This is a genomic window from Shewanella sairae (assembly GCF_023283535.1).
In the GTDB taxonomy this organism is placed as follows: domain Bacteria; phylum Pseudomonadota; class Gammaproteobacteria; order Enterobacterales; family Shewanellaceae; genus Shewanella; species Shewanella sairae.
Genome location: NZ_JAKILT010000012.1, coordinates 81,116 through 106,867 on the forward strand (window position 1 = coordinate 81,116; position 25,752 = coordinate 106,867).

Genomic DNA, 25,752 nt, shown 5'->3' on the forward strand with positions numbered 1-25,752 from the left:
TGGAATACGGGGGCGCTAAATGGAACAAACAAAACAAAAACTGCTGGTGGTTGGGAACGGCATGGTAGGCCATTATTTTGTCGAGCAACTGTGCCGTCAAAATATGAGTCAATATCTAGATATTCAAGTGTTAGGGCAAGAACAGATTGCAGCCTATGACAGAGTGCAATTGTCTAAATATTTTGAGGTAGGTAACGCTGATAATTTGATGTTGGCAAGTCAGGTTGAATATCAAGCCAATGGTGTGACACTACATTTGGGCCAAGAGGTCATAGAAATTGATGTGGTTAATAAGCAGGTTTTTACTCAAGATGCTGATTTTAGTTACGACAAGTTGGTGCTCGCTACAGGTTCATATCCGTTTGTTCCACCGATAAAAGGCAATGATAGAGCTGACTGTTTAGTCTACCGAACGATTGATGATTTAAAAGCCATTGAACGGGCGGCTAATCGCGCGCGCTCAGGTGTTGTTGTTGGTGGGGGATTATTAGGTCTAGAGGCCGCCAACGCGCTGCTATCACTCGGTATCGATACGCATGTTGTTGAGTTTGCGCCACAGCTGATGTCTGTTCAGCTGAATAAAGAAGGTGGTGAGTTGCTCAAGGAAAAAATTGAGGCACTGGGAGTGCAAGTTCATCTCAATAAAGCCACTACGGAGATTGTTGATGGCGAAGAGGCTCTGCATCGAATGACTTTTAGTGACGGAAGTTTCCTAGAAGCTGACATGTTGGTGTTTTCCGCGGGGATCCGCCCTCAAGATAACTTGGCAAGAAAGGCCAATATCAATGTAGGAGATAGAGGAGGGATTATCATTGATGATCAGTGCCTTACTTCTAATGAGGATATTTTTGCAATTGGAGAGTGCGCATTATGGCAACAAAAAATATTTGGATTAGTAGCGCCTGGTTACCAAATGGCAAATGTCGTTGCATCGCAAATCACAGCTGATTATTTACATAATCAACCAAGCCAATTTTATGGCGCTGATATGAGCACCAAACTTAAACTTCTTGGCGTAGATGTGGCTTCGATAGGCGAAAGCCGTGGCTTTGAGAATGCTCAATATGTTGAATTGATAGACCAACAAGCAGGTATTTATAAAAAGTTATGGCTTGATGAAACTGGCTTATACCTAAGAGGAGCTGTACTGATTGGTAATGTTGATGAGTATAGCCACTTACTGAGTTTATATTTGGCCGCAGAGCCTTTAGAACTGCCCGCGGTCAGCCTGTTAACTGCAGATAATTCTGCTCCAATTCTATTAAAAGATAACGCTATCGTTTGTTCGTGCCATCAGGTAACTAAATCAGAGATCTGTGAACAAGTGTTAGCGGGGAATCATACTCTAAGCGATATTAAAAGCTGTACTAAAGCCGCTTCAGGTTGTGGTGGCTGCGCTGCAGTGGTTGAGCAAATTATTGATGAAGCGCTAGTTGGGCAAGGAATAGAAACAGAGCAAGGCGTGTGTCGCCACTTTGAATATGATAGACAAGCCTTGTTTCATCTGTGCCAAGTTGAAAGCATTAAAGATTTCAACACTCTTTATCAGCAACACGCTAAATCTGGTGCGTCAAGCTTAGCGCTTGGCTGTGAGATCTGTAAGCCATTAGCGGCGTCGATTTTTGCCACACTAGAAAACGACTATGTGCTTTCAGAGCAACATGTGGCACTTCAAGATACTAACGATGCTTACTTAGGTAATTTGCAAAAAGATGGCAGTTACTCGGTTGTGCCACGTATTGCTGGTGGTGAAATTACCCCTGATAAATTGATTGCGATAGGTGAAATTGCCAAAAAATATAACCTTTACACCAAAATCACTGGTGGCCAAAGAATTGATATGTTTGGAGCGCAATTATCAGAGCTACCACAAATATGGCAACAACTGATCGCTGCTGGGTTTGAAACGGGTCATGCCTATGGTAAGTCGTTACGCACGGTAAAGTCCTGTGTTGGTGATACTTGGTGCCGTTACGGCGTACAAGACTCGGTTAGCTTGGCCATCGCATTAGAGAATCGTTATAAGGGCCTGCGGGCCCCCCACAAGATTAAAATGGCCGTATCAGGCTGTACGCGTGAATGTGCCGAAGCCCAAAGCAAAGATATTGGTGTGATTGCATCAGAAAATGGCTGGAATCTTTATGTTTGTGGTAATGGTGGCATGCGCCCACGACATGGTGACTTGTTTGCGACTGACTTATCGACAGATCAGTTGGTCAGTTATATCGATAGGATCTTGATGTTCTACTCGAAAACAGCAGGTAGATTACAACGCACCTCTGTGTGGATGGAATCATTAGCTGATGGCCTCGAATATCTGCAATCTGTGATTATTAGTGATGAACTTGGACTCGCTGCGGAGCTTGAAGCGCAGATGCAAAAAGTGGTGGCGAGTTACCAGTGTGAGTGGCAGACTAGTTTAAATGATAAACATTTTCTCAGTCGTTTCGATGAGTTTGTCAATCCTAAAGATGCGCCTGCACCAAGTCAAAACGCCTACCAATATCTGCGCCAGCAGAAATTTCCAATCCAATCGCAAGTACAGCGATTTTCTGAAATCACTCAAGCAAATAAAGGGGCAGGGAATATTGCCGTCACTATTTTAGACGAACAGGAGACAAGTCTATGAGTTGGGTAACATTATGTGAAGAAAAAGTATTACCAACGAATCGAGGTGTGGCAGCTTGGTTTTGTGGTAGAGCCATTGCCTTGTTTAATCTCGGTGATAAAGGCATATTCGCAGTTGATAATATTGATCCAGCTACGGGCGTAAGTGTACTTTCAAGAGGCCTATTATGTGAGCTCAATAATGAGCTTTACGTGTCATCTCCGCTCCATAAACAGCACTATCATTTGCAAAGCGGGAAATGCTTTGAAAATTCAGAGCTTAACGTTAATTGCTTTGAGGTCAAAAAGTACCAAGGTAAGGTAATGGTTCGAAAAAATAAGCCTAAAATAGTGCAAGATAGTCGACCAACAGATACTAAATCAGCTTTAAGTAAGGAGGCATAATATGACTAACCAAAATTTCAGCCTCTTTAGCTTTAGTGGCAAGATGAAAGTGATGCACTTAAGCTGGATGGCATTTTTTATCACATTTGTTGTGTGGTTTAACGCAGCGCCGCTTATTAGTGTTATTGCCGATAGTATTGGCCTCACCACCTCGCAAATTAAAACTTTACTGATTTTAAATGTTGCGCTGACTATTCCTGCGCGAGTCATCATAGGTATGGTCACTGATCGCTTTGGCCCCAGAAGAGTGTATTCATTGTTGTTGGGCTTGTGCTCCATTCCTTGTTTTATGTTTGCTGTCGGCACTAGCTTCGAACAGCTTGCTTTAGCGCGGTTTTTAATTGGCTTTATAGGAGCAGGTTTTGTTATTGGGATCCGTATGGTGAGTGAATGGTTCCCAGCTAAGGAGTTAGGCGTTGCAGAAGGAATATATGGTGGTTGGGGCAACTTTGGCTCAGCCGCTGCAGCCTTTAGCTTACCTGCGATAGCGCTTGCATTTGGTGGGCCAGACGGTTGGCGTTACGCTATTGGCTTAACAGGTTTAATGAGTTTAGTTTTTGCTTTTATTTATTACTTCAATGTGACGGATACACCTAAAGGCTCAACCTATTTTAAACCTAAAAAAGCAGGGGCGATGGAAGTCAGTAGCAAAGGCGATTTTGTTCTGCTAATGGTAATGAAGTTGCCTATGTATGCCACCTTAGGGTTACTGGCTTGGAAGCTCTCTCCAGCGGGTGTTGCAATGCTTTCAGATAATATGGTCAATGGCATTTACCTGCTGTTATTTGCCATTTTTGCGACTGATTTTTTGCAAACAGTTAATGTTAACAAACAGGTGTTTACTGGGAAAGTGCCAAAGTTTGAACGTTATCAGTTTAAACAGGTTGCGGTACTTAATGTGCTCTATTTTTCAACTTTTGGTTCAGAACTCGCAGTTGTGTCTATGTTACCACTGTATTTTGCCGAAACATTTGAATTAGGCATGGCCCAAGCGGGCATGGTGGCATCCTCTTATGCCTTTATGAATCTAATGTCACGCCCGGGCGGCGGCTGGCTAAGTGATCGTTTTGGCCGTAAAACAACTTTACTTATTTTAACCGCTGGGCTTGCTCTTGGCTATTTTGGTGTTGCACAAATAGACAGTAGCTGGGGATTACCGATTGCCATTGCCATGGTAATGCTTTGTTCTTTCTTTGTGCAAAGTGGCGAAGGCGCTGTATTTGCAGCTGTGCCGTTAATTAAGCGTCGCCTAACAGGGCAAATTGCCGGTATGACTGGGGCATACGGTAATGTGGGGGCGGTGTTTTTCTTAACGGTTTACTCCATGGTATCTACTCAGGCATTTTTCTATGTCATTGCTGCAAGCGCGGTATTTGGATTTTTTACACTGTTCTTTATGGCTGAACCCAAAGGCCATATTGCCGAAGTCAATGATGATGGCGAAGTGACATTAATTAGTGTCAGTTAAGACAATGGCTAGCACGGAATTGACAGGCGAGGTATCTCACCTTAAAGCCAGCTTTGCTGATACGCCGGTCATCAAGAGTCAATCATCTGCGATTGATGGTGAGCAGCAGAGCATTCCTTTCGCAACTGAAGCGCTGCTGTGCTTATCGGCTGGCCAGTTTTCAGATAAAGGGGCTAAAGCGGAAAATGAAGATGCTATTGGGATCCGTATTCCTAGTGGCCACCTGCTGACAACTAAAGGAGCGGTATCAGCTATAAGTGATGGTGTCAGCCTTGCAGAAAAAGGCGCTGCAGCTTCAGCGATAAGCGTGAGCAATTTTTTAGCCGATTATTATTCAACTCCAGCTCTTTGGTCAGTTAAGAAAGCGAGCTCAAAAGTACTAACGGGATTGAATCGTTGGCTTTATGGACTAGGTCAAGATTATAGAGATGCAAGGCGCGGCTATGTGTGCACCTTTAGTGCACTGGTGTTTAAGTCCTGTCATTTACATATGCTGCATATTGGTGATTCACGGGTATATCGTTACCGAGAGGGGGAGCTACAACGTCTTTCTTGTGATCATGTCAGTCTAGTAGGTAACGGCAACAAATACTTAGCCAGAGCATTAGGATTAGATCTAAATATCGATGTGGATTATCAATCCATTGCACTAGCGGTCAATGACATTTACTTACTAATGACCGATGGCGTACATGATGTCTTATGCGATATTGATATTAAAAGCAAAATTGAAGCTCGTTTAGTTAGCGGTAAAATTACATTTAACGATAATGATTGTGAGGAGGTTAGCCAGCAACTAGTCGAGTCGGCAATCAATAGTGGCTCGATGGATAATGTCAGTTGCCAATGTATTAGTGTGAACGCGTTACCCGAGCTGACCATAGATGATCTGCATAGTAGTTTTACTCAACTGCCGTTTCCACCTCCGTTAAGTGCAGGGATGAGACTAGATGGTTACACAGTGCTTAAAATTTTATATCAGAGTCAACGCAGCCAAGTTTATCTCGTTAAGGACGTGCAAGGTCAACTCGCTTGCATGAAAACACCGTCACTTAATTATCAAGATGATCCCGCTTATATTGAGCGTTTTTTGCTGGAGAGCTGGGTTGGTGAGCGGATTAATAGTGCGCAAGTTATCACGATAAAAGACAAAGCAAAACCAAAGTCTGCGCTCTATTATCTAACTGAGTATATAGAGGGGATAACATTACAACGCTGGATACAGCTGAACCCTAAGCCTGACATACAAGTCGTGCTTGGTATTTTGAATCAAATAGAAGCTGGTTTACGCGCGTTTCATCGCAAAGAAACACTACATCAAGATCTGAAACCAGAAAATATCCTTATCGACAATAATGGCCAGGTTAAAATTATCGATTTTGGCGCTTGTTATATAAAGGGGATTGCTGAAATCTCAACATCTATAGAACGAGATAGTATTCTTGGTACTGCTGATTATTCAGCCCCTGAAGTTCTGCTGAGATATAAAGCAAACTATCAAGCAGATCTATATTCATTAGCCGTTATTGCGTTTGAAATGCTAACAAATGAACTGCCTTTTAAAGCCAAGCAAGCTGATTGCTTGTTAGAGAAGGACTTTAAACGACTTCGTTATATTCCTAGTTATTCGCTAAATCCTCTGATACCCATATGGATGGATAGCGAATTACAAAAATCCTTGAAATTTGACCCAAAAGATCGTCATAGCGATACGAGTGAATGGCTCTATGAAATGAATACACCTGTGCGTGAGTGGCATAAACCTACGGGGGAGCAATCATTACGGGAAAAACATCCATTGGCTTTTTGGCAAATTTTGAGTGGATTATTACTAGGCATAATATTGCTACTTGTTGTATTTAATGTGTAGTTGAATGAGTGTTTTTCACTATTTAAATCCTGGTTACCTGTTTTAGTTTTGCCTCAATAAACGTACAGTGAAGAGAGTGTCTGATTTGAGTCAATAATACTATTTAGGGGTTAAGCCTTCGACCTGATTGATGAATGGATAGATAGGCGAGTTCAATGATCGGTTAGATAATAGCTATTACAAAGGAATGTTTTATGCGATTAATGTTTATTTTACTATTATCGTTTCTGTTACAAGGCTGCAAGGCGACTACAGATACAACCACCTCAACGCCCAAACTCCCCCAACTAGATTATGTTGCCGCGACATCAGAACAGAGCATTCCAGCAGCAGAAGATTTTTATCGATTAAGCCTTGAACAAACAGCAGCACTCTATGATTTTCTTAAACAAGAGCATGTGGTTAACTTACCTAATTATAAGCAAGCATTTTTGTATATAAAAAAACGCTTAGTTAATTTTAACTATCAAGGTAAAAACTATTATGCAAGTCAGTCGCTTGCAGATAATGGTGGCAACTGCATGGCATTGGCGATGTTAACGTTTGCAATTGCTAATGAAATGTAAGTGGAGCTGCGTTTCCAGGTCATGCATACCATGCCTGTTTTGCTTGATATTTCCGATAATGTCGCAGTGACATCCGATCATGTTCGAACATTAATGTACGAAACGGTTGAAGATCTGGAAGGAGCTATGTTTGGAAGAAACCGAATCAAAATTGATTACTTTCCTGATAAATACGATCGTGGTGGGAAAATAATTGATCAAGATGAGTTTTTTGCGATGTTTTATCGAAATCTAGCAGCAGATGCAATATTTGGGGGTAAGCTGGATTATGCTTATCGGTTACTAAATAAGAGCTTAACGCTAGCACCAGACTATGAGCCAGCGATTAATATGCAGGCAGTTGTATTAAGAAAGTTAGGTGATCTTAAGTCTGCTGAAAAGCTTTATCGTTATGGGTTAGAAGTAGCTGATAACAAGATATCTCTGTTAAGCAATTATCATTTTTTACTACGTTTACAAGGACGAACAGAGCAAGCTAACCGTATCAAAGAACAATTACTTGAGCTTGATGATCAAAGCCCCTATGCATGGTATCTACAAGCTGTAGATGCAATGTCACAGCAAGACTATCAAAGTGCAAAGATATACCTTAATAAATTCCTGAAAAACACCCATTATTTTCATAAAGCTTACTATGACTTAGCTAAAGTACAGGTGAAGCTTGGAGAGCATGAGTTGGCTGAGAAATCTCTTGCGCTAGCACTCACATACTCCTCTTCAAATAAAGATCAGAATTTATATAAAGCTAAAATGGATTGGTTAACAGCGTATGAGTATAAAGATTAGTTAAAGGATCGCACTACGGTGCCATTAGTATGACTATTTTTGATCGAATATTACGGCTGTAACTATGCTGAAAATGCTTATTGTAATTTAAAACAATTACTTATTTCTTAGCGGTGTCCTGCAGTTAGTGTACGACTTGAGATGCTGTATTAGTACTTTAGTCTATAAGTATCACTTCGAATAGCCATTTTGAGTCATACTCTTTAATACTCTGGGTTGATGATGCTTACATCTATTATCGACATAATGACCGCGTGAAATAATTAAGGTCAAAGAAGGCAATTTATTCGAATGGATATTCTTCAAAATTGTAAACATTATTTAAATCCACTAATAAAATTAATGCCTAATTTTATACTGATAATTGTGCTACTAAACATAATAAGTGCAGTGAGTGCACAAGATTTGAGCTTATTTGATGAACTCAATGGTTATGATAACCAAGCATTGATAGATCAACAGGGGAATAATCTCAACGCAAATGTTATTCAACAGGGAGTTGCTAATCGAGCAGCAGCTCGGCAATTAGGGCAATCTAACCGCATTGATATCCAACAAGTTGGTGGCAGTAATTACGCAGGGATACAGCAAAGTGGAGTGGATATCGAAGCCAGTATTCTTCAAACAGGTTTTAATAACATCGTATTGAGTTCCCAACAAGGAACGTATTTAAATCTGGATGTAAATCAACAAGGTAATGATAATACTGCTAATGTTTTACAAGTTGGAGATGAAAGCTCGGTAACTATCTACCAAAATGGGACTGGGCATGACGTATCTGTCATTCAGTATGGGCAGGGGCGTTCAGCTCAAATAACCCAAGGTTACATTTCCAATTAAAGTAAAAATCGTACCAGCAAAATTAAAGCTGTTTGTTGTTATGGTATTGTTTCAAGTTAATAGCCACTAGGATGGTGATATTGAGTCAACAAGGAGTAAGTTAATGTTCAAAGTAACTCATTGGGTGGTTGTCACTCGTTCGCATTTGTTTGCAGATCTGTTGAATACAAGGTGGCCGCAAGAATTTTTGGTCAAATTGCATAGGGTTTCCCCTGAACAGTTTAACGGTGATTTATTAGAGAGCCGCATTACTATTATTTTAATTGATTTAGCTACTGTAGACGTTCAAACAGCTTATCAAATTCAAAAGAGAATAGAGAAAAGCAGTAATGTAGCAAGAGTAGTGTTTTTACACTATCCAAAACAAATAGATGCAAAGTTCCTAATTCAAGCGTCTGTCACAGCCGGTGTTTTTTACTCTGATAGTACTTTAGAAGATATTGGTGAAGGAATGACGGAAATAGTTAAGGGTAAAGTGTTGCTTCCTCAGGCATTAATTGAATCCAATAGCAGCAAAGATACCACTCATGATGATGTCGAAATGCTGACTATAAGAGAAAGAGAAGTTTTACAGGTTTTAAGAAGTGGTAGTACGAATATCGATATTGCTAATAAGCTATTTGTCAGTGAAAGCACAATTAAGACCCACCTCTATCGAGCGTTTAGGAAAATAGGAGTGTCTAGTCGAGGGCAGGCAATTGCTTGGGCACAGACGAATCTTCACGAAGTTACCCAATGACCCGTTTGTGGTTATGCTTAATGCTATTTTCATCCAGTCTGATAGCAGAAGAAATCGTATTAGCAAAACAAGTTACAGAGATAAAAAGTACCAGTGATAAAGCGCCTAAAGAGGAAGCAGATCTTATTGATGGTCTCATTCTAAATCGAGCAATGACTCGTTTTGGGCATCGATTCTACCGTGAGTTTGTTGCTGATTATCGTGATATAGGCGGATTCACCAAACACTCCGGCTTAACCATCGTTGAGCAAGCTACAGCTAGAAGTGGCAGTAAAATTAGTATTTTACATAATCGAAAGCCGATTTATATCACAGTGGTTTCGCCAGCAAGTAGCAATATTGATGAGCAAGCATTGATGGCTGCGAAAAGTGTTAATCAGAGATTAAAACAATATCAAAAGCAAGCTAGTTGGACTCAGTTTATAGATCCTGATTTAGCCCCTGATGAGATTTAACAAGGAAAGTTCATGAAACCTGTTTCGAGAGTACTTATGGGAGCACTGGTGGTTTGTAGCTTCACTACACAAGCTACCCAGCTAATTTATACACCGGTTAACCCCAATTTTGGCGGGAGTTACTTAAATGGCTCTTATTTATTATCAAATGCGTCGGCACAAAATAAGCATACTGGGGGCTCTAGTTATGTGCCACCTACAGCTCTAGAAAGATTAGCTAGCTCGTTAGAGTCTCGTTTAATGAGTCAATTATTTAATGACGCTGCAAATGGTGGGGAAGGATATCTAAAGACAGATGATTTTGAGATCCAAGTGGTAAATGAGGATGGTGCTCTGTTAGTCCATATTACTGATGTTGTTACAGGTGAAACAACGATTATTGAGGTTGGCGGGTTAGTCGATACGTCAACAGGAGCAGGATAAAGATGAAAAAGCTAATTCCATTGCTAATTGTAAGCTTTCTTTGCGCTTGTTCTACAACCAGTGATCTTGAACAAATTGAAGCATCATCAAGTCTTATGCCAAAGGGCGAAACTTATTATGACTTAATTGGGCTTCCGGCTCCTCAGGGAAGTATGGTTGCTGCTGTTTACGATTTTCGCGATCAAACTGGACAGTATAAGCCCATACCATCAAGTAACTTTTCTACTGCAGTCCCTCAAAGTGGTACGGCATTTCTTGCCCAGGCATTGAACGATTCGAGTTGGTTTATGCCTGTTGAGCGAGAGGGACTGCAGAACTTGTTGACCGAACGCAAGATTGTCCGAGCAGGTATGAAAGGAGATGCTGGGAGCTTAAGTCAATTAAACTCAGCTCAAATTCTAATGGAAGGCGGTATTGTTGCGTATGACACAAATATTCGCACAGGCGGCGCTGGAGCACGCTATTTAGGGATTGGTGCTTCGAGTCAGTTTCGAGTTGATAGTATCACTGTTAACTTACGTGCTGTAGATATACGGACAGGAAGATTACTCAGTAGCGTGACGACCACCAAGTCCGTGTTATCGAAGGAGCTTACGGCTGGCGTGTTTAAATTTATAGATGCACAAGAATTATTAGAGTCAGAGGTTGGCTACACCTCCAATGAGCCTGTGAGTTTGTGTGTTGCTCAGGCGATTGAAAGTGCCGTAGTACATATGATAGCCGACGGCATTTGGAAAAGGGCATGGAATTTAGCTGACACGCAAGCAGGTTTAAAAAATGAAGTTTTGCAGAAGTATTGGTTAGAAGCGCACCCAATAGAAAGGGTTCAAGCTAGACTCAATCAGGGATAAATTAATAGAAATAATGAAAAGGCACTGAAATCAGTGCCTTTTTTATTGCCTAGAATTGTAGTTACTTTAATAAACTCAAATTCTTATATTAATCAGAATTTGATCTACTCAGAGCGACTTTTGGCAAACTAATTCAAGCCGAATAACTGAAAGAATGGTTGCTCCCTTGTGTAGCTGCTCAACAAGAAGTAGTCAGCCAAAAACGCTACCCAATAGCGAGTTTTAGTGGCTCTGATACAGTGATTCTTAAGGAACAAGGTCGAGCTTAGTTTCAATATATGCTCTTCATTCTTTGTGAGGAGGATGGCCTTGTATTTTGCCTACATACAAAAGACTTTTGCTCCACTATCCCATAGGGATATGGGAAATGCCTTTAAAGCGTATGCAACGCTTAAGGTCATATAGGTCAGGTTCTTCGAATGTCATTTATGCGCCACTATAATAGATATAGGAGATAGAGTAAGGCAGGAGTAGTTGGCGAGGAGCGCTTAATGAGCTGGTCTCAGAGGGGCTAAATATCTGCCTCAATACAATTCCTCAGATTGAACTTGAATCCCATTTGATACCAATTGCACTATACAGGTGTATACTTTTGAGTTGTTATCTTCTCGAGTTCATAGCTAATGAAGGTGACGATGAATATTAAAACAGGTTTGATACTTAGCGCTTTGGTAACTAGCTTATTGAATTTAGGTGCTGCAAAGGCTGAAGCGGCTACAGTAGGCTGTGAGCGAGCGGGTGGTATTAAGTGCCAAAAAGTGAGGAAGCCTTACCATCGCAGTAAAGTGATCGTAATCCCTAAAAGTCATCGACATTATCATGCTTATCACTCTCCAATGTTAACTGCACTGGGGATCGCCATAGTTTTAGATGCTGCAGGAAATGCTGTTACAGACAAAGGTAACAAAGTCGTGATATTAGGCGAGGGTAATGAAGTCAAAAATGTGTATGAAAAAGACGGTGTTGTTTACTTGGTCAAAGAGAATAGCTAAGAACGACCGGTTTAAGTGCATTTTTAAGGATGTGAGCTAGCCGATTTAGGTAGTTTCCTTGCCGTTGGCACGCATAAAAATTGACGAAAGAGATTGACTAAAGTGAAACGATTAACTGACTTTAAAACACAATTGCCACTTATTGATAAAGCTTTAACTGGTTTAGCGCTATTTATATGTAGCACTAGCGTTATTTATACCATCGTCTCCGAAGGCTCAGCACTGAGTATCATTTTACTTTCTTTCTCTATGGCGATCGCTTTATCAATATATTTATTTAAACGACTTGTAGTAGGCTTGTCTCAAAGCCTTTTGAGCCATTCATTAAACGAAAATCCAAAGCTGATACATAGTCAGCCTAAAGCAGTATTAAAACAAAATCGTGGCATACATTTTGGGTTGTGTACTTTTTGCAATCAGTATGAGACTAAAAATACCTTGGCTGGTCGTTATGTTTGCTCTGATTGCTATCAGGTTTTCCTAAAAGTAAAAGGTGATGGTTTGTTACCAAATCAAAGTACTCTATCGAGCTTGAGGAGAGTGGGTTAATACCAATCAGTATAAAGATTTGGTCGCTCAGCGAGAATTTAGCGCTTCTGAGGCAAGGTCATTAAGTGCTCCTGCTTTAATGACATTCACCACATCCATGTGGTTTGCAGCGAGTGAAGAGCATAGTTGAACTAGGGTTAAGCTCACTCTTTGTTTGTAAAAGTCAGAGCATCAGAACCGCTAAAACTCGCCATTCTGGAGCGTTTTTGGCTGCCTACTTCTACGTTGAACAGCCTCACAAGGGAATAACCATTCTTTCATCTATTCGCCTTGAATTGGTTGCCAAAAAACGCTCTGATTAGATCAACTTCTTATACTGATTGGTATAATAGCTAAGCCTTTAATTAAAAGAGCTAAGTAATCGTGACGAAAATAAAACAGCCGATTAAATCAGCTGTTTTATTAGGACCTGATTTGCAATCAGGTGTGTAACGCGTTTTTTTTAGCGTTATTTACTCATCTCGCGTTCTTTATTCAAAAACTCGAAGCCACTTTTCAAAAAGGTAAAGTTATCATCATCTGGTAGTGAGCGAACTTGAGTCAGCATCAGACCAAATGCTGAGTCTATCATCAGTCTGTCAGATAGCTTTAGGTAGCTATAAACCACGGGTCTTAGTACAACTGAAAAATGACCAGTTAGCTCATCAAAACGCTTTTCTTCGATAGCTTGGGTATTGTTAACTAACTCACGCATGCAAAGCGCCGCAAGCAGGGCATTTTTGTCACTAAAAGATTGATATTGAGCCGCACGCGAATAGCCTGCTTTTTTATGAACATCAGACATATTTAAGGCAATCATGCCTTTTTCTTTGACTAACTCTGTCGCTGCGTTGAGAAGCGCAGTTTCTTTTTCTGTAAGCATCATCATATTCCTGCAAATATTTTTCTTATTAGAAGTGCTTATCTAAGGAATGTCAACCACATTGTGTATACACATGTTTAAAGAGTGTACAAATTGTATCAATGGCATTCAATGTTTTTCATCGGTCATCGCCTTGTTAATCTTTTCGAGTATACTATGGCTAGTAATTTCCTAGTGAGGGCAGATAAATGGCCGAAGAAACCATATTTAGCAAAATTATTCGACGTGAAATTCCAGCAGATATCTTGTATCAAGATGAGCTTGTTACCGCATTTAGAGATATCACACCTCAGGCGCCAACTCATATTTTGATTATTCCTAATCATTTGATCCCAACCGCTAATGACATTAAAGCATCGGATGAAAAAGCCTTAGGCCGTATGATGTCGGTTGCAGCTAAATTGGCCCAGGAAGAGGGCATTGCTGAAGATGGATACCGCTTAATTATGAACTGTAATCAACATGGCGGTCAGGAAGTGTTCCACATTCATATGCATCTAGTGGGTGGCCATCAATTAGGGCGTATGTTGAGCCCGCCTGCATGAAAATAAGCAGTGATAAGAAGCCGTTAACAGCCATGGCGACGCGTTTTGTCGACCAGCTGACCCAGTGCCGAAAACTTAAACTCAAAGTATTAGAAGCCAGTGGCAACCATGTATTAATGGAGTTGCCCTATGATACGCAATTGGTTGGCTACCCAGATACTGGGGTTATTCATGGCGGTGTGATTACCACGTTAATGGATACGGCAAGTGGCTGTGCGGTAGTTTGCTCGATTTTCGACAAATGCGACTTACTTGAGATCTCTCCAACGCTAGATCTACGGGTCGATTACATGAAGCCTGCCGAGCCTCATAAACCTGTTTATGGTCATGCCCAATGTTATAAGTTGTCTTCAAGTGTGGCTTTTACTCGTGCGATTGCTTATCAAGACTCTATAGACGACCCCATAGCACACGCAGTTGGCTCCTTTATGCGAATTAGCCCTGAAATGGTCGGCGAGGAGTTTAGGCAAGCTTTGATGGGAGGTGCAAATGAGTCATGATGACAACACATTTATTGATGATAGCGCTAAACTAGACGTTAAAAGTATTGTCAAAAAAGCCACTGAACTTAATGATTTTGGTCATCTACTTGAACACGTTCCCTACGCTAAATTTATCGGTATGGGAGTAGAGCGTTTTGGTGATGAGCTGGTATTTAAATTGCCAGCGAAAGACGACAACATAGGTAACCCTATTTTACCCGCGTTGCATGGTGGTGTGATTGCCGGGTTTATGGAAATGTCGGCTATTGTGCAATTAATGGTGTTTATGCAAACGACTAAGGTGCCTAAAGTGGTCGATTTTTCAATCGATTATTTACGCGCCGGCTACCATAAAGATAGTTTTGCTGAATGTAAAATCACCCGTCAAGGACGCCGGGTAGCCAACGTCAGCATCAATTGCTGGCAAACCAACCGTAAACATTTAATCGCCACCGCAAGGGCGCACTTTTTGATAGATTAGTGCTAAATTATATTAATAGGGTATTAAGCATTAATTTATCTCTTAAATGAGCACATTAATCTGAGCGTTGAAACTGACAGCTATCATAGAGCGCAGCAAAAGGGGAACGATATGAAAAAAGTGTTATTAGGGCTATTTACTGCACTGATTATTACCGCATGTGCACCGCATACCGCTGGAGTGATGGCGGGATCTGACGGGCAAGTGCTTGTCGATAACAATAGTTTCGGTAAAGAAGTTCAAGTAGCCAATATCATGGCGCGACCTGAAGGTGGTTTTTTACGTGGTACTGGCACGATTGTCAGTCAAGTATCTACCGACTTAAGAGTGCAATATAAATTTACTTGGTACGATTTAAACGGTATGACAATTGACGACGAAGGTGTGAGTTGGAAGTCGGTTAAATTACACGGTAAACAACAGTTGCAGGTCAGTGCCGTTGCACCTAATACAAATGCAACTCGCTTTGAACTTTATGTGAGAAAAGCGTTTTCTAATTAGATAAGCATAAGCTGAGTCCCGTAGCGAATAAGGTAACATCTGTTAAAAAAACGTCAGCTAAGCTGGCGTTTTTTTATGCATGTCGTTCAGGTTTATTAAGAAGTCTGTCACTGAGTTGTAAAATTCATGTATAATCGCGCTCGCCAAGGGGTGTTAAAGTCTATCAATCTAAAGTTTGATTTGTAGATTTGTACTGAGATGTTGAAAAACGAACCCTTTGAACCTGATCCGGCTAATACCGGCGTAGGAATGGGCCACAATTCATTTTCCGATCGCTTCTTTACTGATGCCGGATCTCAAAATTTTACTTTGAGGTCCTATGTTAAATCTAAAGTCATACTCGCCAATTGCGCTAGCCGTCATTGCCGCTATTTCATCTCCAAATACTCTCGCGAACGCACAATCTGCAACGCCTGACGATATCGAAGTCATGGTGGTCACATCTGATTTTCGCGGCTCAGCGCTGGAAAAAATGCCATCAAGCGTTACCGTCATTGACCAGCAACAGATTGAAGATGAGGGCGCGCAGCATTTTGAAGATATCCTCAATAATATTGCCAACTTTAATTGGTCTGGTGGCAGCTCGCGTCCTAAGTATTTTCAAATTCGTGGCGTCGGTGAGCAAGAAGAGTATCAAGGTGCACCTAACTCTTCAGTAGGCTTTGTTGTAGATGATATCGATCTGTCAGGCTTGGGTATGGTCTCAAGCATGTACGATCTGCAACAGGTTGAAGTATTACGTGGTCCGCAAGGTACACGTTATGGTGCCAATGCCCTCGCAGGTCTTATTTACCTAAAAAGTAACGACCCAACAGATGTGTTTGAACATGGCGCAGAAGTGTCACTTGGCGATGATAATTTGCAAACCTTTAGTGGTTTTAGCTCTGGCCCAGTAACGGATTCAGGTAATTTATTGTATCGCGTGTCTTTGCAGCAACATCAACAAGATGGTTACCGCGACAACCTTTATTTAGGCCGCAGCGACACCAATAATCGTGATGAGTTTACTGGCCGCGCTAAGCTACGTTGGTACGCTACCGACGATCTAGAAATTGATTTAACTCTGCTACATGCTAACTACGACAATGGTTATGATGCATGGACTCTAGATAATAATGGTTTTGATACTTTAACCGATGCACCAGGTGAAGATAAACAACGTACAACAGGCTCATCGCTTAAATTTACCTATACTGGGGCAGAAAATTTTTCGGTGACCTCGTTAACCTCTTTAGCGAAATCAGACACCCGTCATAACTACGACGGTGATTGGGCTAACCCTGATTATTGGGCTAGCCGAGATTGTGATGGCGCCCCTTGTGAATATGAATACAACTGGGATAAAAAGGGTGAGCGCAAGACACTCACCCAAGAGTTTCGCTTATCTTCTACTGAGTCTGGCCGTATCTTCGCTGATAGCACGGATTGGTTAATCGGTGTTTATGGCATGGATTTACAAGAAGATAACGATACTGTTGACAGTTACAGTCAGTTATCTGCTGAGTACCAAGCTCAAAACTATGCGCTCTTTGGGCAACTCGATTCGGATTTAGGCGCAAGTTACGCCTTATCGTTAGGTTTGCGAGTTGAACGCCGCGATAGCGATTACAGTGACTCTGCTGGAGACAGTTTTGATCCAAGTGAAACCATGTGGGGCGGTCATATTGCGCTCAGTAAAGCGCTAAGTGAAAACCATGAGTCATACATTCGTGTTGCACGTGGTTATAAGGCGGGTGGCTTTAATATGTCTTTGCCAGAAGAAGTGGCAGACAAGAAAGAGTACGACACTGAAATCCTTTATAACTATGAGCTTGGGTTAAAATCGACATGGTTAGATGGCCAAGCAAATACAAACTTTGCACTGTTCTACATGGACAGACAAGACCAGCAAGTAGCTGCGTCACAGCAATCAACAGTGCCGGGGCAAGAAGGTAACTTTATCTTGTTTACCGAAAATGCGGGGAGCTCTCATAACTATGGCGCCGAGCTTGATGGTAACTGGTACGCCACTGATAACTTACAGGTATACGGCAGTGTTGGTTGGTTAGAAACAGCTTATGGTGATTATGAATACGAAGATAAATATGGCGGCATAGTCGACTTATCTGGCCGCGAATTGGCACATTCACCTAACTTTACCTTTAGCTTAGGCGCAACTTATCGCAGCGACAATGGCTGGTTTGCCAATGTGAATGCTAGCGGTAAGAGTGATTTTTACTATTCTGATAGTAACGAATCTAAATCAGACGCTTATCAGACTTTTAACGCCAAGGTGGGTTATGAAGCTGACATTTGGTCAGCCTATCTTTGGGGACGTAATCTATTCGATGAAAAATACGGCGTTCGTGGCTTCTACTTTGGTAATGAACCAGATTTAGACTGGGCAGATAAGCAATATATACGCTATGGTGATCCGCGCCAAATCGGCGTCACGTTTAACGTTAAGTTTTTGTAATTAAAGATTTAAAGAAATCATAATTCAATTAACCGCATTATAGGGCCGCTGGGTAAAGGCGGCTGAGGTGAGTAAGATGAAATTAACTGCAGAGATCAGTTGTTACCCATTGCAAGATAACTACCTAGAGCCGATTAAGTGGTTTATTGGTCGTGTTGACTCGTATGACAATATTCAACGCGTGACCAATGCAATGGCGACACAAGTTGTTGGTGAATACAGCGACGTAATGTCAATGTTGGCAGTTGAGATGCAAGCGGCACACGAAAAATTCGGTAAAGCTGTTTTTGTGTGTAAGTTTATTGGTGGTGAGCTTAATTTAAGCCATAGCGAATAACTCTAAGTTCCTTAGATTGTCTAGCTTGATGGCCACAGTGCAGTGTTGTTCTGTGGCCATTTTTACTTTGTTATTTCTACAAAACACTATTTGGTTGTTTTTGACTAGATAGAGGGCGTTTATATGTCTGAATTTTGGCTGACGTTAGCTAACAGTTTTACCCGTGCTTTTGGCGAAGCACAAGCGCTGACTGCATGGGAAGCTGTAGCAGTTCTATTAGCTTTGGCATATCTCATTTTTGCCATGAAAGGCAGTATTTGGTGCTGGGCTGCTGCATTTGTTAGCACCGCTATTTACACCATTTTGTTTTGGAATGTATCGCTATTAATGGAGTCGTTGCTCAACGTTTATTATATGGCAATGGCTGTTTACGGCTATTGGATGTGGACGCGTGGTGGTAAAGATCATGATGGGGTTAATATTGTCTCTTGGAGCGCCATGACTCATCTTAAAATTATCGTCGTCACAGGTATTATTGCGCTAGCGATAGGCCATTTTATGGCAACTCAAACACATGCCTCACTGCCTTATTTAGATGCGGCTACAACTTGCTTTGCAGTGATGACAACTTATTTAGTGGCTAAAAAAGTACTAGAAAACTGGTTTTATTGGTTTGTTATTGATGCGGTATCCATCTATCTATACGTTAGTAAGGGCTTGATGTTAACTGCCGTTCTATTTGTGCTTTATCTTGGTATGGTGGTGTTTGGTTATTATATGTGGCGCAATAAAATGGAAGATCAACAAACCCTATCTGCAAACGATTTTTCCCCAGGAAAAGCCTAAGTGGCCGAGTCTGAAACAAAGTTTTTAATTAAGGCATTAGCGAGTTATCTAGCTCAGGCTCAGCTAACTGATGTGAGCTTGATTACGCGATTAAGTCATGGTTTGAGTAATCAAAACTACTGCATTCGTGGCTTTCATCCTAGCCACGATGGCGAAGGTTTATGGGTACTGAGAGTCAATAGCTGGGCAAGTTCACAGATCTGTGACCGTAAGGCAGAGGTCGCTAATTGGCGACTCGCTGCTGATCACTATCTTGCACCTGAGATCGTATATGTTAGCCCTTGCAATCGTTTTTATTTAAGTCAGTTTTATTCGCAAGCCCAGCAATACAATTGGAGTGCTTTAAGCTGCGAAAATGGCGCAAGCTCAATGAGTCATTCCTTGAGCAGTAAGTTTTGCCTGCCGCCTAAAAAAAGTCAGATATTTACATTAAGCAATAGCTGTGACCAATCGACGAGTGCATCTATTGATCAAGCTGGGTTATTACTGCCATTGCTAAACGGATTGGTTAAATTACCAGAGCCAGAGAATAAGATGTCAGTTGATAAGCAATGGCATGTTTACCACCATAGATTACAAAGTATGTTTACTAAAGTGACAGCTTTAGAAGGCATGGATTGTAATGAGTTGCAAACAACCCTATTTGAAGCTTGGAAGCAAAGCTACAGTAAGTTGGTTGCTAATACTGAGCAAATCGAAGCTATGCTTAGGCAGTTAGAACGCTGCATGATCCATCAACAATTTAGCCATAGAGATCTTAATCCATTCAATATTCTATTGGATGATGGCGCGCTTAAGTGTATTGATTTTGAATACGCTTGTAGTTCTCACCCTCTTTGCGATTTAGCTGCTGTGTTAGCCAGTCATTCGTTATCGGATGAACGGCGCCAGTGGCTTATTGGAGAATACCTAGCCAGCAATGCAAATTTAAACCAGCATGCAAGCTCAGCGGTAAGTGTGGCTGTTGATCTATATTGGGTGTTTGCAGTTTGCTGGGCATTACAAATGGCGTTTGATCATTTGCTAAAAGAAGGGGCGGTTGACGTGAATATTGCAGAGTCAACACCTCAATCCGTGCACGGTTATTTAGCTTGTGCAGAGCAGTATTATCAGCTAATTAGCAAGCCTTAGTAAGCACACAGCAAGTCGCAATCTCATATCACTGAGTCCTCTAACAAACCCCATAAACGTTATCTTTAAAATTAGCTGCTAAAAGCCTACTCATCGATTAGCTCAAATTTATCTAACTCAACACATTCGTTATCTGGGCGAAGCAGTAGAACCGTTACAACAATTTGTATCAGAGCGATTTATATTCATTGTTCTATGCTAGGTTAAGGGAAAAGGCAAAGTTCTGGAGGGCTAATGACAAAACGAGCAATGGCAATATTGTTGATAGTTGGCCTTGTAGGCTGTTCAACAAAAATGGGTTATTACTTTTTGGATTGGGCGATTGAGTGGAAACTTGAGGAGTACGTTACCTTAGATGCTAAGCAACAGGAGCAATTCGACGATACCTTAGAACAGTTTTTACATTGGCATCGAAGTGAAGAGCTTTTACGCTATGAAAATCAATTAGCCAAATTATCTAGTGCACTTAAGCAGCAGACATTGACGCCTGATGTTTGGGCTGAGCATGTTGTCGAAGCAAAATCTCACTGGGCGCGTGCTTTTGATTACCTTTTACCTTCCTTACTGCCCATTATTAGTTCTTTTTCAGATGAACAGGTCGCACAAGTTATCGCTCAACTAAGAGTTGAAGAAAAAGAGTTAAATGAAAAATACTTAGGTAAAGATCAGGCTGATTTAATTGAAATGGCCGATGAACGGATAAATAAACGAGTTAAAAAATGGCTAGGTAAATTATCTGCTGAACAAAAAGATGCTATTCACAACTATAATCAAAGTCGTGGTCCAACATTAGATATGTGGCTCGAGTATCGGCATGAATGGATCCGCTTGTTTTCACAGGCACTTAAAAATAGGCACAATAAAAATGCGTTATCTCATAGCCTAACCTTATTAATGACACAGCCAGATAAGTTACGTTCACTCGCCTATAAAAAGGCGCTTGATACTAATACGGAGCAGTTTGGAGCCTTGTTGATATTGCTGAACCAACAGGCAAGTGCCAAGCAAAAACGTTATTTCCATAACAAGATGGCAGCGCTACAAGAGGACTTAATCGAACTTAGTGAAGATAGCGATTAGTCTATATTTACAAATAAGTTGAAAGAAAGTTTATTTTCGCAAGGTCTTTGTTGCTAAATGGAGTTAGCTATTTGCCGAAATTAGGAATTAGCTGAATTAGGAATTAGCCTAAGATGAGCAGATGAAAGTCATCTGCTTGTCTGCAATATTTAAGCTTGAGTACTAAAGCTTGGATACTAAAACTGAGTGCTTAAGCCAAGAGGGATCGACATGCAATTAGTAAAACTTTATCAGCAGTTCTTGAGTGGACTTAAAATTTTTGAAGGGCTGGCTCCCTTAGCGCTACGTCTTTATTTAGCACCGGTTTTGATGCAAGCTGGCTACAATAAGCTAAGTAATTTTAGTGATACCGCGGCTTGGTTTGGTAACCCTGACTGGGGGCTAGGTTTGCCGTTTCCGGAGCTTATGGTTGCGCTTGCTGCCGGAACAGAATTTTTTGGTGGTGCTCTACTCATTGCCGGTTTAGCTACTCGCTTTATATCTATTCCATTAGCGATAACTATGTTTGTAGCCGCTTTTAGCGTCCATATTGAAAACGGTTGGTTAGCGATTGCAGATGCAAGCTCATGGCTCGCTAATGACAATGTCATGGCGTCTGCTGAAAAACTGGCTAAAGCGAAAGAGATTTTACAGGCGAATGGTAATTACGAGTGGCTCACCAGTTCAGGCAATTTTGTGATTCTAAATAATGGTATTGAGTTTGCGATAACCTATTTGCTAATGCTACTTGCGCTTATCTTTATGGGGGGAGGGCGATACACCAGCCTTGATTATTATATCGCTAAACGTAATAGCATAGCTTAACTGCTATCCTAGTCAGTTAGGTGGGTTTATCGGCAGTGTAGTGCTGTATGCTGGCTCGTTTATATTTAGCGACTGACTAGCATTTTATAGACATTCTCTATAGCCAAAAGTCTAGAACCCAAAAAGTCAATTATGCTGATTGGCTAACGATTTTAACAGACAATACGGTAATTTGATTAAATCCCACTAAATAGGTGGGATTTTTTATGCGCAGTTGATATTCTCATTAGCACTCAATATGGGTAATCCTTTTTTCGTGAAAATGTTTATTAAGGACAATCATTTGGACGCATTAGAATTATTATTGACTCGTCAATCAACGCCAAGATTAACTGAGCCCGCCCCAACATCAATCGAATTACAACATATCCTCGATGCAGCAACTCGCGCGCCTGATCATGCAGGGTTAACCCCCTGGGAATTTATTATTGCAGAAGGCGAAGGCTTGAATCGCCTTGGGGAGATTTTTGTCAGTGCTGTTAAAGCCAAAGGCGCTGATGAAGATTTCATTGTCAAAGCCCAGAATATGCCGTTAAGAGCGCCTATGGTGATTACGGTTGTGGCCAAAGTCACTCAGCACCCTAAAGTCCCAGAACTTGAACAGCATTTAGCTGCAGGTTGCGCTGTTATGGCAATGCAACAAGCTGCTTTTGCACAAGGGTTAGGCGGAATATGGCGTACTGGCGATTTCGCTTTCGATGCAAACGTACATCAATCACTTGGATTAGCGGCAGAAGATCAAATCGTTGGTTTTCTTTATCTGGGAACGCCAGTGGTCAACGCACCGACTAAAGCGTTGAAAGACGGAATGACATTTGCGCGATATCTATAAAAGGCCATAAAAAGCCAGCGGTACGTTGGTAATTCTAAGGTGATTAGTGTTGAACAAGCTTCACTCAAAGTTAGCTTAAAACAAATCAATAAACATGCTAGCTTAGACACGCATTTGACAGGAGGTTATGGTGAACAAAGAACTACAACAACAAAGCTTAACTGGCGAGCATATCGTCCTCGAACCACTGACGATGGACCACCAAGCGGCGCTGAGTATTGCGGTGGCTGATGGTAACTTATGGGAGCTTTGGTATACCAAAGTGCCGCACCCTGATGATATGAAAAGTTATATTGCTGAAGCGTTAGCAGCTGAGGCGCGAGGCGAGACGCTCGCATTTGTGGTTCGCTGCCGCCATTCTGGCGAAGTGATTGGCAGTACGCGTATTTGCCGCTGGCATCAGCAGCATCGACGCTTAGAAGTCGGTTACACTTGGTACGCTAAAACTGCGCAACGCACCGCAGTTAATACTGAAGCTAAATTACTGTTGTTGAGCTATGCATTTGAAACGCTTGATGTGATGGCAGTTGAATTTAGAACCCATATTCAAAACCAAGTTTCGCGCCAAGCTATATGCAGGCTGGGTGCAAGCCAAGATGGCATTTTACGTAATCACCAACTGCTGAAAAATGGCACAATTAGAGATACAGTTGTTTATTCGATTATTGATAGTGAATGGCCAGCGGTAAAGCAAGGACTAAAAGACAAGTTACAAAGCCATCAAACTAGATAATACAGTGATGTTAAATCTCGTTTATGTTTGTCAAAGGATGATTTATTAACAAGGAGTTTCATGGGAGCGCAAGCTAAAATTACTCAAGCCTCGCTCTGCCAGCTAGATGCTGCAGCGGGGCTATTTAACTGTTATCGTCAGTTCTATCACCAAGCGGATGATATTGAGCTCGCTAGACGTTTTATTGCAAAGCGGATCGAGCAAAAAAGTTCTGTCATCTACATTGCTTATGCTCAGTTGCCAGCCGGCTCAACAGAGCAGCCACTCGGTTTTATTCAGTTGTACCCTACATTCTCGTCGATATCAGCCAAAGAAAGCCTCATTTTAAATGATTTATATGTTTATCAAGAACATCGGGGGAAAGGCGTTGCACGGCAATTAATGCTTACTGCTATTGAATACGCAAAATCACAAGGCTGCGTGAGTATTAGTCTTGAAACCCATCATCAAAACCATAACGCACAAGCGTTATATGAGTCTTTATCATTTAAAAAAGATGAAGGTTTTTTTAGCTATACGCTTGATATTCAATAAAACCTAAAGTAGAAATGATGTAATTAGCGTACTTAATGCTAGAGTAAGTCATAACAGTTTAAGCAATGCCTATAGCTAAGATGTGCTAAAGAGCATGTGAAACTTTTAACTAAAAACTCATTTAAAAGAACTTAAGAACTCACGAAAAAATCAAGTTAAAAAAGCTAACAAAAATAAAAGGAATATAGCCGATGTTTGCCAAGGTTAATCTCGCAATGTGTGCTGTAACTGCAAGTTTATTGTCTTTCAATAGCTTTGCAGGTCAAGCTGAGGATGCGTTTGTCAGCGAACTTGCTGACTGTGCCGCTTATTATCATATCGCCTCTGATGCGATTTCAGCGATGAATGCGCCACAAATGGCAGCGGTGGTCGATCGCTTACAAGTTTCTGGAGAGCAGGCAGAGCAACTTGCTAAGCAATACCATACCGAAGAGCAAGTCTCGGCAGCGATTGTTGCTGCAACGGAAAAGCACAGAGCCTCTATGCCAAACTCTAAGAGCTTAGGCCCGTTAATGGGCAAGTATAAAGAAACTTGTCAGATGATTATTGCCCAGCCCGAAAAACGTTTAGATTACTGGACGATGGTCAGTATGTAGATGGTCAGTATGTAGATGGTTACGATGTAATTGATGATCATATGACTTGCATAGGCAATATGGCATTTACATTAGCTTGCTCTTTAACGATCAAGCTAGGGTATAAAACACTATAATAAAGAGCAGCGCGAACAGGCTGCTCTTTTTGTATCTGTTACTTTAGTCTTTTTATATTTGGTTGCAATAAGCTAGCGCTAAAGCCTGTCTAATAGGCTATAGATTGCTTAAAACAGTTTTCTGCAAGGGCTAAATACGGATTTGGTGTGGTATTTATGCTCAACAAAAGGGTAGGGAGATAGATGAACATTTATTTATTGATTGCTGGCTTATTGAGTTTAATAACCTGTGCTGGCCACCTTACATATGGTCGTAAACACTTTTTGTTGCCTATGCAACAAGCAGCGTTTGACCCCGCAGCAAAAGCGGTAATGCATTGTGTTTTCCACTATGTATCAGTGTTTCTATTGTTATCGAGCTTGGTATTATTAGCTTGTGGGTTTGCCGCTATTGCTCGTATGCAAAGTTTTGGCATGTTAATTTTTATTGCACTTAACTTTGGTCTGTTTGCCATTTGGCAGCTATATATTGGCTTTATGTCGGAGGCAAATGTGACATTTCGGCGGTTATTTCAATGGCTTTTCTTTGCCATGGTTGCAGCTTTTACTTTAGCGGGAGCAACGTTAGTTTAATGGCGATTTAAGATAGATAGCGATAGTTGATTAATCCTCACTGTGATTTACTTGTATTTTTATTTTAGTCTCAGTATGTTGTATCCAATGTTTCAAATGGATTGAAACATTGGATACAAGGATAGAAAATGCAATACATTCCAACAGCTTCAACTTCTCTCTACGGTAAAAGTAGAAAACCTCGTCACCGTTTAACAGCTAAAGATAATCCATTAAATGCGAACATTCGTTAGAAGCTGTTGTCAGTAGTACATTCGTATTACGTTTATTTACAAAATTTTGCAGTGTAACGACTTATGAGACGCATGCTTAACGGTATGATAAGCGTTATCTGTGAACGTTGTGATCCTGCT

General features: G+C 41.1%; 29 protein-coding genes and 1 riboswitch. Of the genes, 28 read left to right on the top strand and 1 reads right to left on the bottom strand.

The window, feature by feature from the left end:
• The first annotated feature begins 19 nt into the window (after positions 1 to 19).
• The 13 genes from nirB to L2748_RS07225 all read left to right on the top strand — a co-directional run bounded on the left by nirB (position 20) and on the right by L2748_RS07225 (position 12,551).
• The gene (nirB, locus tag L2748_RS07165; protein WP_220781998.1) at positions 20 to 2,629 is read left to right on the top strand and encodes a nitrite reductase large subunit NirB; all 2,610 of its coding nucleotides are present in this window, start codon (positions 20 to 22) and stop codon (positions 2,627 to 2,629) included.
• A complete protein-coding gene (gene nirD, locus L2748_RS07170) occupies positions 2,626 to 3,012 on the top strand; it encodes a nitrite reductase small subunit NirD (protein ID WP_220781999.1) in 387 nt (128 codons plus the stop codon). Before nirB ends, nirD begins: the two co-directional genes overlap by 4 nt.
• Before the next feature lies 1 nt (position 3,013).
• Positions 3,014 to 4,480: a NarK family nitrate/nitrite MFS transporter gene (locus L2748_RS07175; protein ID WP_220782000.1), complete on the top strand. Its 1,467-nt coding sequence runs from the start codon at positions 3,014 to 3,016 to the stop codon at positions 4,478 to 4,480.
• A complete protein-coding gene (locus tag L2748_RS07180; RefSeq protein ID WP_246616195.1) occupies positions 4,470 to 6,350 on the top strand; it encodes a bifunctional protein-serine/threonine kinase/phosphatase in 1,881 nt (626 codons plus the stop codon). Before L2748_RS07175 ends, L2748_RS07180 begins: the two co-directional genes overlap by 11 nt.
• 194 nt (positions 6,351 to 6,544) lie before the next feature.
• Complete coding sequence (locus L2748_RS07185) at positions 6,545 to 6,916, top strand: hypothetical protein (protein ID WP_248957674.1); 372 nt, start codon at positions 6,545 to 6,547, stop codon at positions 6,914 to 6,916.
• Positions 6,917 to 7,702, top strand: coding sequence for a tetratricopeptide repeat protein (locus L2748_RS07190; RefSeq protein ID WP_220782002.1), 786 nt, complete (start codon positions 6,917 to 6,919; stop codon positions 7,700 to 7,702). It begins immediately after the preceding gene.
• Between the two features lie 291 nt (positions 7,703 to 7,993).
• Positions 7,994 to 8,542, top strand: a complete 549-nt coding sequence (locus L2748_RS07195; protein ID WP_220782003.1) for a curlin — start codon at positions 7,994 to 7,996, stop codon at positions 8,540 to 8,542.
• Between the two features lie 103 nt (positions 8,543 to 8,645).
• The gene (locus L2748_RS07200) at positions 8,646 to 9,281 is read left to right on the top strand and encodes a LuxR C-terminal-related transcriptional regulator (RefSeq protein ID WP_220782004.1); all 636 of its coding nucleotides are present in this window, start codon (positions 8,646 to 8,648) and stop codon (positions 9,279 to 9,281) included.
• Entirely contained in the window at positions 9,278 to 9,736 is a 459-nt protein-coding gene (locus L2748_RS07205; RefSeq protein ID WP_220782005.1) for a curli production assembly/transport protein CsgE, read from the top strand. The genes L2748_RS07200 and L2748_RS07205 overlap by 4 nt, the downstream gene beginning before the upstream one ends.
• Positions 9,737 to 9,748: 12 nt before the next feature.
• Positions 9,749 to 10,159 (top strand): curli assembly protein CsgF, encoded by a 411-nt coding sequence (locus L2748_RS07210; RefSeq protein WP_220782006.1) that lies wholly within the window; start codon positions 9,749 to 9,751, stop codon positions 10,157 to 10,159.
• 2 nt (positions 10,160 to 10,161) lie between these two features.
• Positions 10,162 to 11,010 carry a CsgG/HfaB family protein gene (locus L2748_RS07215; protein ID WP_220782007.1) on the top strand — a complete coding sequence of 283 codons (849 nt, stop codon included), beginning with the start codon at positions 10,162 to 10,164 and terminating at the stop codon, positions 11,008 to 11,010.
• 635 nt (positions 11,011 to 11,645) lie between these two features.
• On the top strand, positions 11,646 to 12,002 hold the full coding sequence (locus tag L2748_RS07220) for a hypothetical protein (protein ID WP_220782008.1): 357 nt from the start codon (positions 11,646 to 11,648) through the stop codon (positions 12,000 to 12,002).
• Between the two features lie 102 nt (positions 12,003 to 12,104).
• Positions 12,105 to 12,551 carry a hypothetical protein gene (locus tag L2748_RS07225; protein WP_220782009.1) on the top strand — a complete coding sequence of 149 codons (447 nt, stop codon included), beginning with the start codon at positions 12,105 to 12,107 and terminating at the stop codon, positions 12,549 to 12,551.
• A gap of 448 nt (positions 12,552 to 12,999) precedes the next feature.
• Here L2748_RS07225 and L2748_RS07230 read toward each other — a convergent pair whose 3' ends face one another.
• On the bottom strand, positions 13,000 to 13,413 hold the full coding sequence (locus tag L2748_RS07230; protein WP_220782010.1) for a TetR/AcrR family transcriptional regulator: 414 nt from the start codon (positions 13,411 to 13,413) through the stop codon (positions 13,000 to 13,002).
• 188 nt (positions 13,414 to 13,601) lie between these two features.
• On the opposite strand from L2748_RS07230, the gene hinT reads away from it, so the two are divergent.
• From hinT to L2748_RS07305, 15 genes are all read left to right on the top strand, one after another.
• Positions 13,602 to 13,958: a purine nucleoside phosphoramidase gene (hinT, locus tag L2748_RS07235; protein ID WP_220782011.1), complete on the top strand. Its 357-nt coding sequence runs from the start codon at positions 13,602 to 13,604 to the stop codon at positions 13,956 to 13,958.
• Complete coding sequence (locus tag L2748_RS07240) at positions 13,955 to 14,458, top strand: PaaI family thioesterase (RefSeq protein ID WP_220782012.1); 504 nt, start codon at positions 13,955 to 13,957, stop codon at positions 14,456 to 14,458. The genes hinT and L2748_RS07240 overlap by 4 nt, the downstream gene beginning before the upstream one ends.
• Positions 14,448 to 14,921: a PaaI family thioesterase gene (locus tag L2748_RS07245; protein ID WP_220782013.1), complete on the top strand. Its 474-nt coding sequence runs from the start codon at positions 14,448 to 14,450 to the stop codon at positions 14,919 to 14,921. The genes L2748_RS07240 and L2748_RS07245 overlap by 11 nt, the downstream gene beginning before the upstream one ends.
• 111 nt (positions 14,922 to 15,032) lie before the next feature.
• On the top strand, positions 15,033 to 15,422 hold the full coding sequence (locus L2748_RS07250; RefSeq protein ID WP_220782014.1) for a YcfL family putative periplasmic lipoprotein: 390 nt from the start codon (positions 15,033 to 15,035) through the stop codon (positions 15,420 to 15,422).
• Between the two features lie 136 nt (positions 15,423 to 15,558).
• A riboswitch (TPP riboswitch) is annotated at positions 15,559 to 15,689 on the top strand.
• 52 nt (positions 15,690 to 15,741) lie between these two features.
• Positions 15,742 to 17,877: a TonB-dependent receptor gene (locus tag L2748_RS07255; RefSeq protein WP_220782015.1), complete on the top strand. Its 2,136-nt coding sequence runs from the start codon at positions 15,742 to 15,744 to the stop codon at positions 17,875 to 17,877.
• A gap of 76 nt (positions 17,878 to 17,953) precedes the next feature.
• Positions 17,954 to 18,214 carry a hypothetical protein gene (locus tag L2748_RS07260; protein WP_220782020.1) on the top strand — a complete coding sequence of 87 codons (261 nt, stop codon included), beginning with the start codon at positions 17,954 to 17,956 and terminating at the stop codon, positions 18,212 to 18,214.
• 123 nt (positions 18,215 to 18,337) lie between these two features.
• Positions 18,338 to 19,000, top strand: coding sequence for a nicotinamide riboside transporter PnuC (gene pnuC, locus L2748_RS07265; protein ID WP_220782016.1), 663 nt, complete (start codon positions 18,338 to 18,340; stop codon positions 18,998 to 19,000).
• Positions 19,001 to 20,131, top strand: a complete 1,131-nt coding sequence (locus L2748_RS07270; protein WP_220782017.1) for a phosphotransferase — start codon at positions 19,001 to 19,003, stop codon at positions 20,129 to 20,131. It abuts the gene before it with no gap.
• A gap of 234 nt (positions 20,132 to 20,365) precedes the next feature.
• A complete protein-coding gene (locus L2748_RS07275; protein ID WP_248957675.1) occupies positions 20,366 to 21,211 on the top strand; it encodes a DUF6279 family lipoprotein in 846 nt (281 codons plus the stop codon).
• A gap of 210 nt (positions 21,212 to 21,421) precedes the next feature.
• Positions 21,422 to 22,015, top strand: a complete 594-nt coding sequence (locus L2748_RS07280; protein ID WP_220783176.1) for an HvfX family Cu-binding RiPP maturation protein — start codon at positions 21,422 to 21,424, stop codon at positions 22,013 to 22,015.
• Positions 22,016 to 22,298: 283 nt separating this feature from the next.
• The gene (locus L2748_RS07285) at positions 22,299 to 22,847 is read left to right on the top strand and encodes an NAD(P)H nitroreductase (protein WP_220783175.1); all 549 of its coding nucleotides are present in this window, start codon (positions 22,299 to 22,301) and stop codon (positions 22,845 to 22,847) included.
• A 130-nt stretch (positions 22,848 to 22,977) separates the two neighbouring features.
• Complete coding sequence (locus L2748_RS07290) at positions 22,978 to 23,580, top strand: GNAT family N-acetyltransferase (protein ID WP_373317239.1); 603 nt, start codon at positions 22,978 to 22,980, stop codon at positions 23,578 to 23,580.
• Positions 23,581 to 23,640: 60 nt separating this feature from the next.
• Positions 23,641 to 24,114 carry a GNAT family N-acetyltransferase gene (locus L2748_RS07295; RefSeq protein WP_220783173.1) on the top strand — a complete coding sequence of 158 codons (474 nt, stop codon included), beginning with the start codon at positions 23,641 to 23,643 and terminating at the stop codon, positions 24,112 to 24,114.
• A gap of 191 nt (positions 24,115 to 24,305) precedes the next feature.
• Positions 24,306 to 24,710, top strand: a complete 405-nt coding sequence (locus L2748_RS07300; protein ID WP_220783172.1) for a hypothetical protein — start codon at positions 24,306 to 24,308, stop codon at positions 24,708 to 24,710.
• A 299-nt stretch (positions 24,711 to 25,009) separates the two neighbouring features.
• Positions 25,010 to 25,399: a hypothetical protein gene (locus L2748_RS07305; protein WP_220783171.1), complete on the top strand. Its 390-nt coding sequence runs from the start codon at positions 25,010 to 25,012 to the stop codon at positions 25,397 to 25,399.
• The last annotated feature ends 353 nt before the right edge of the window (positions 25,400 to 25,752 follow it).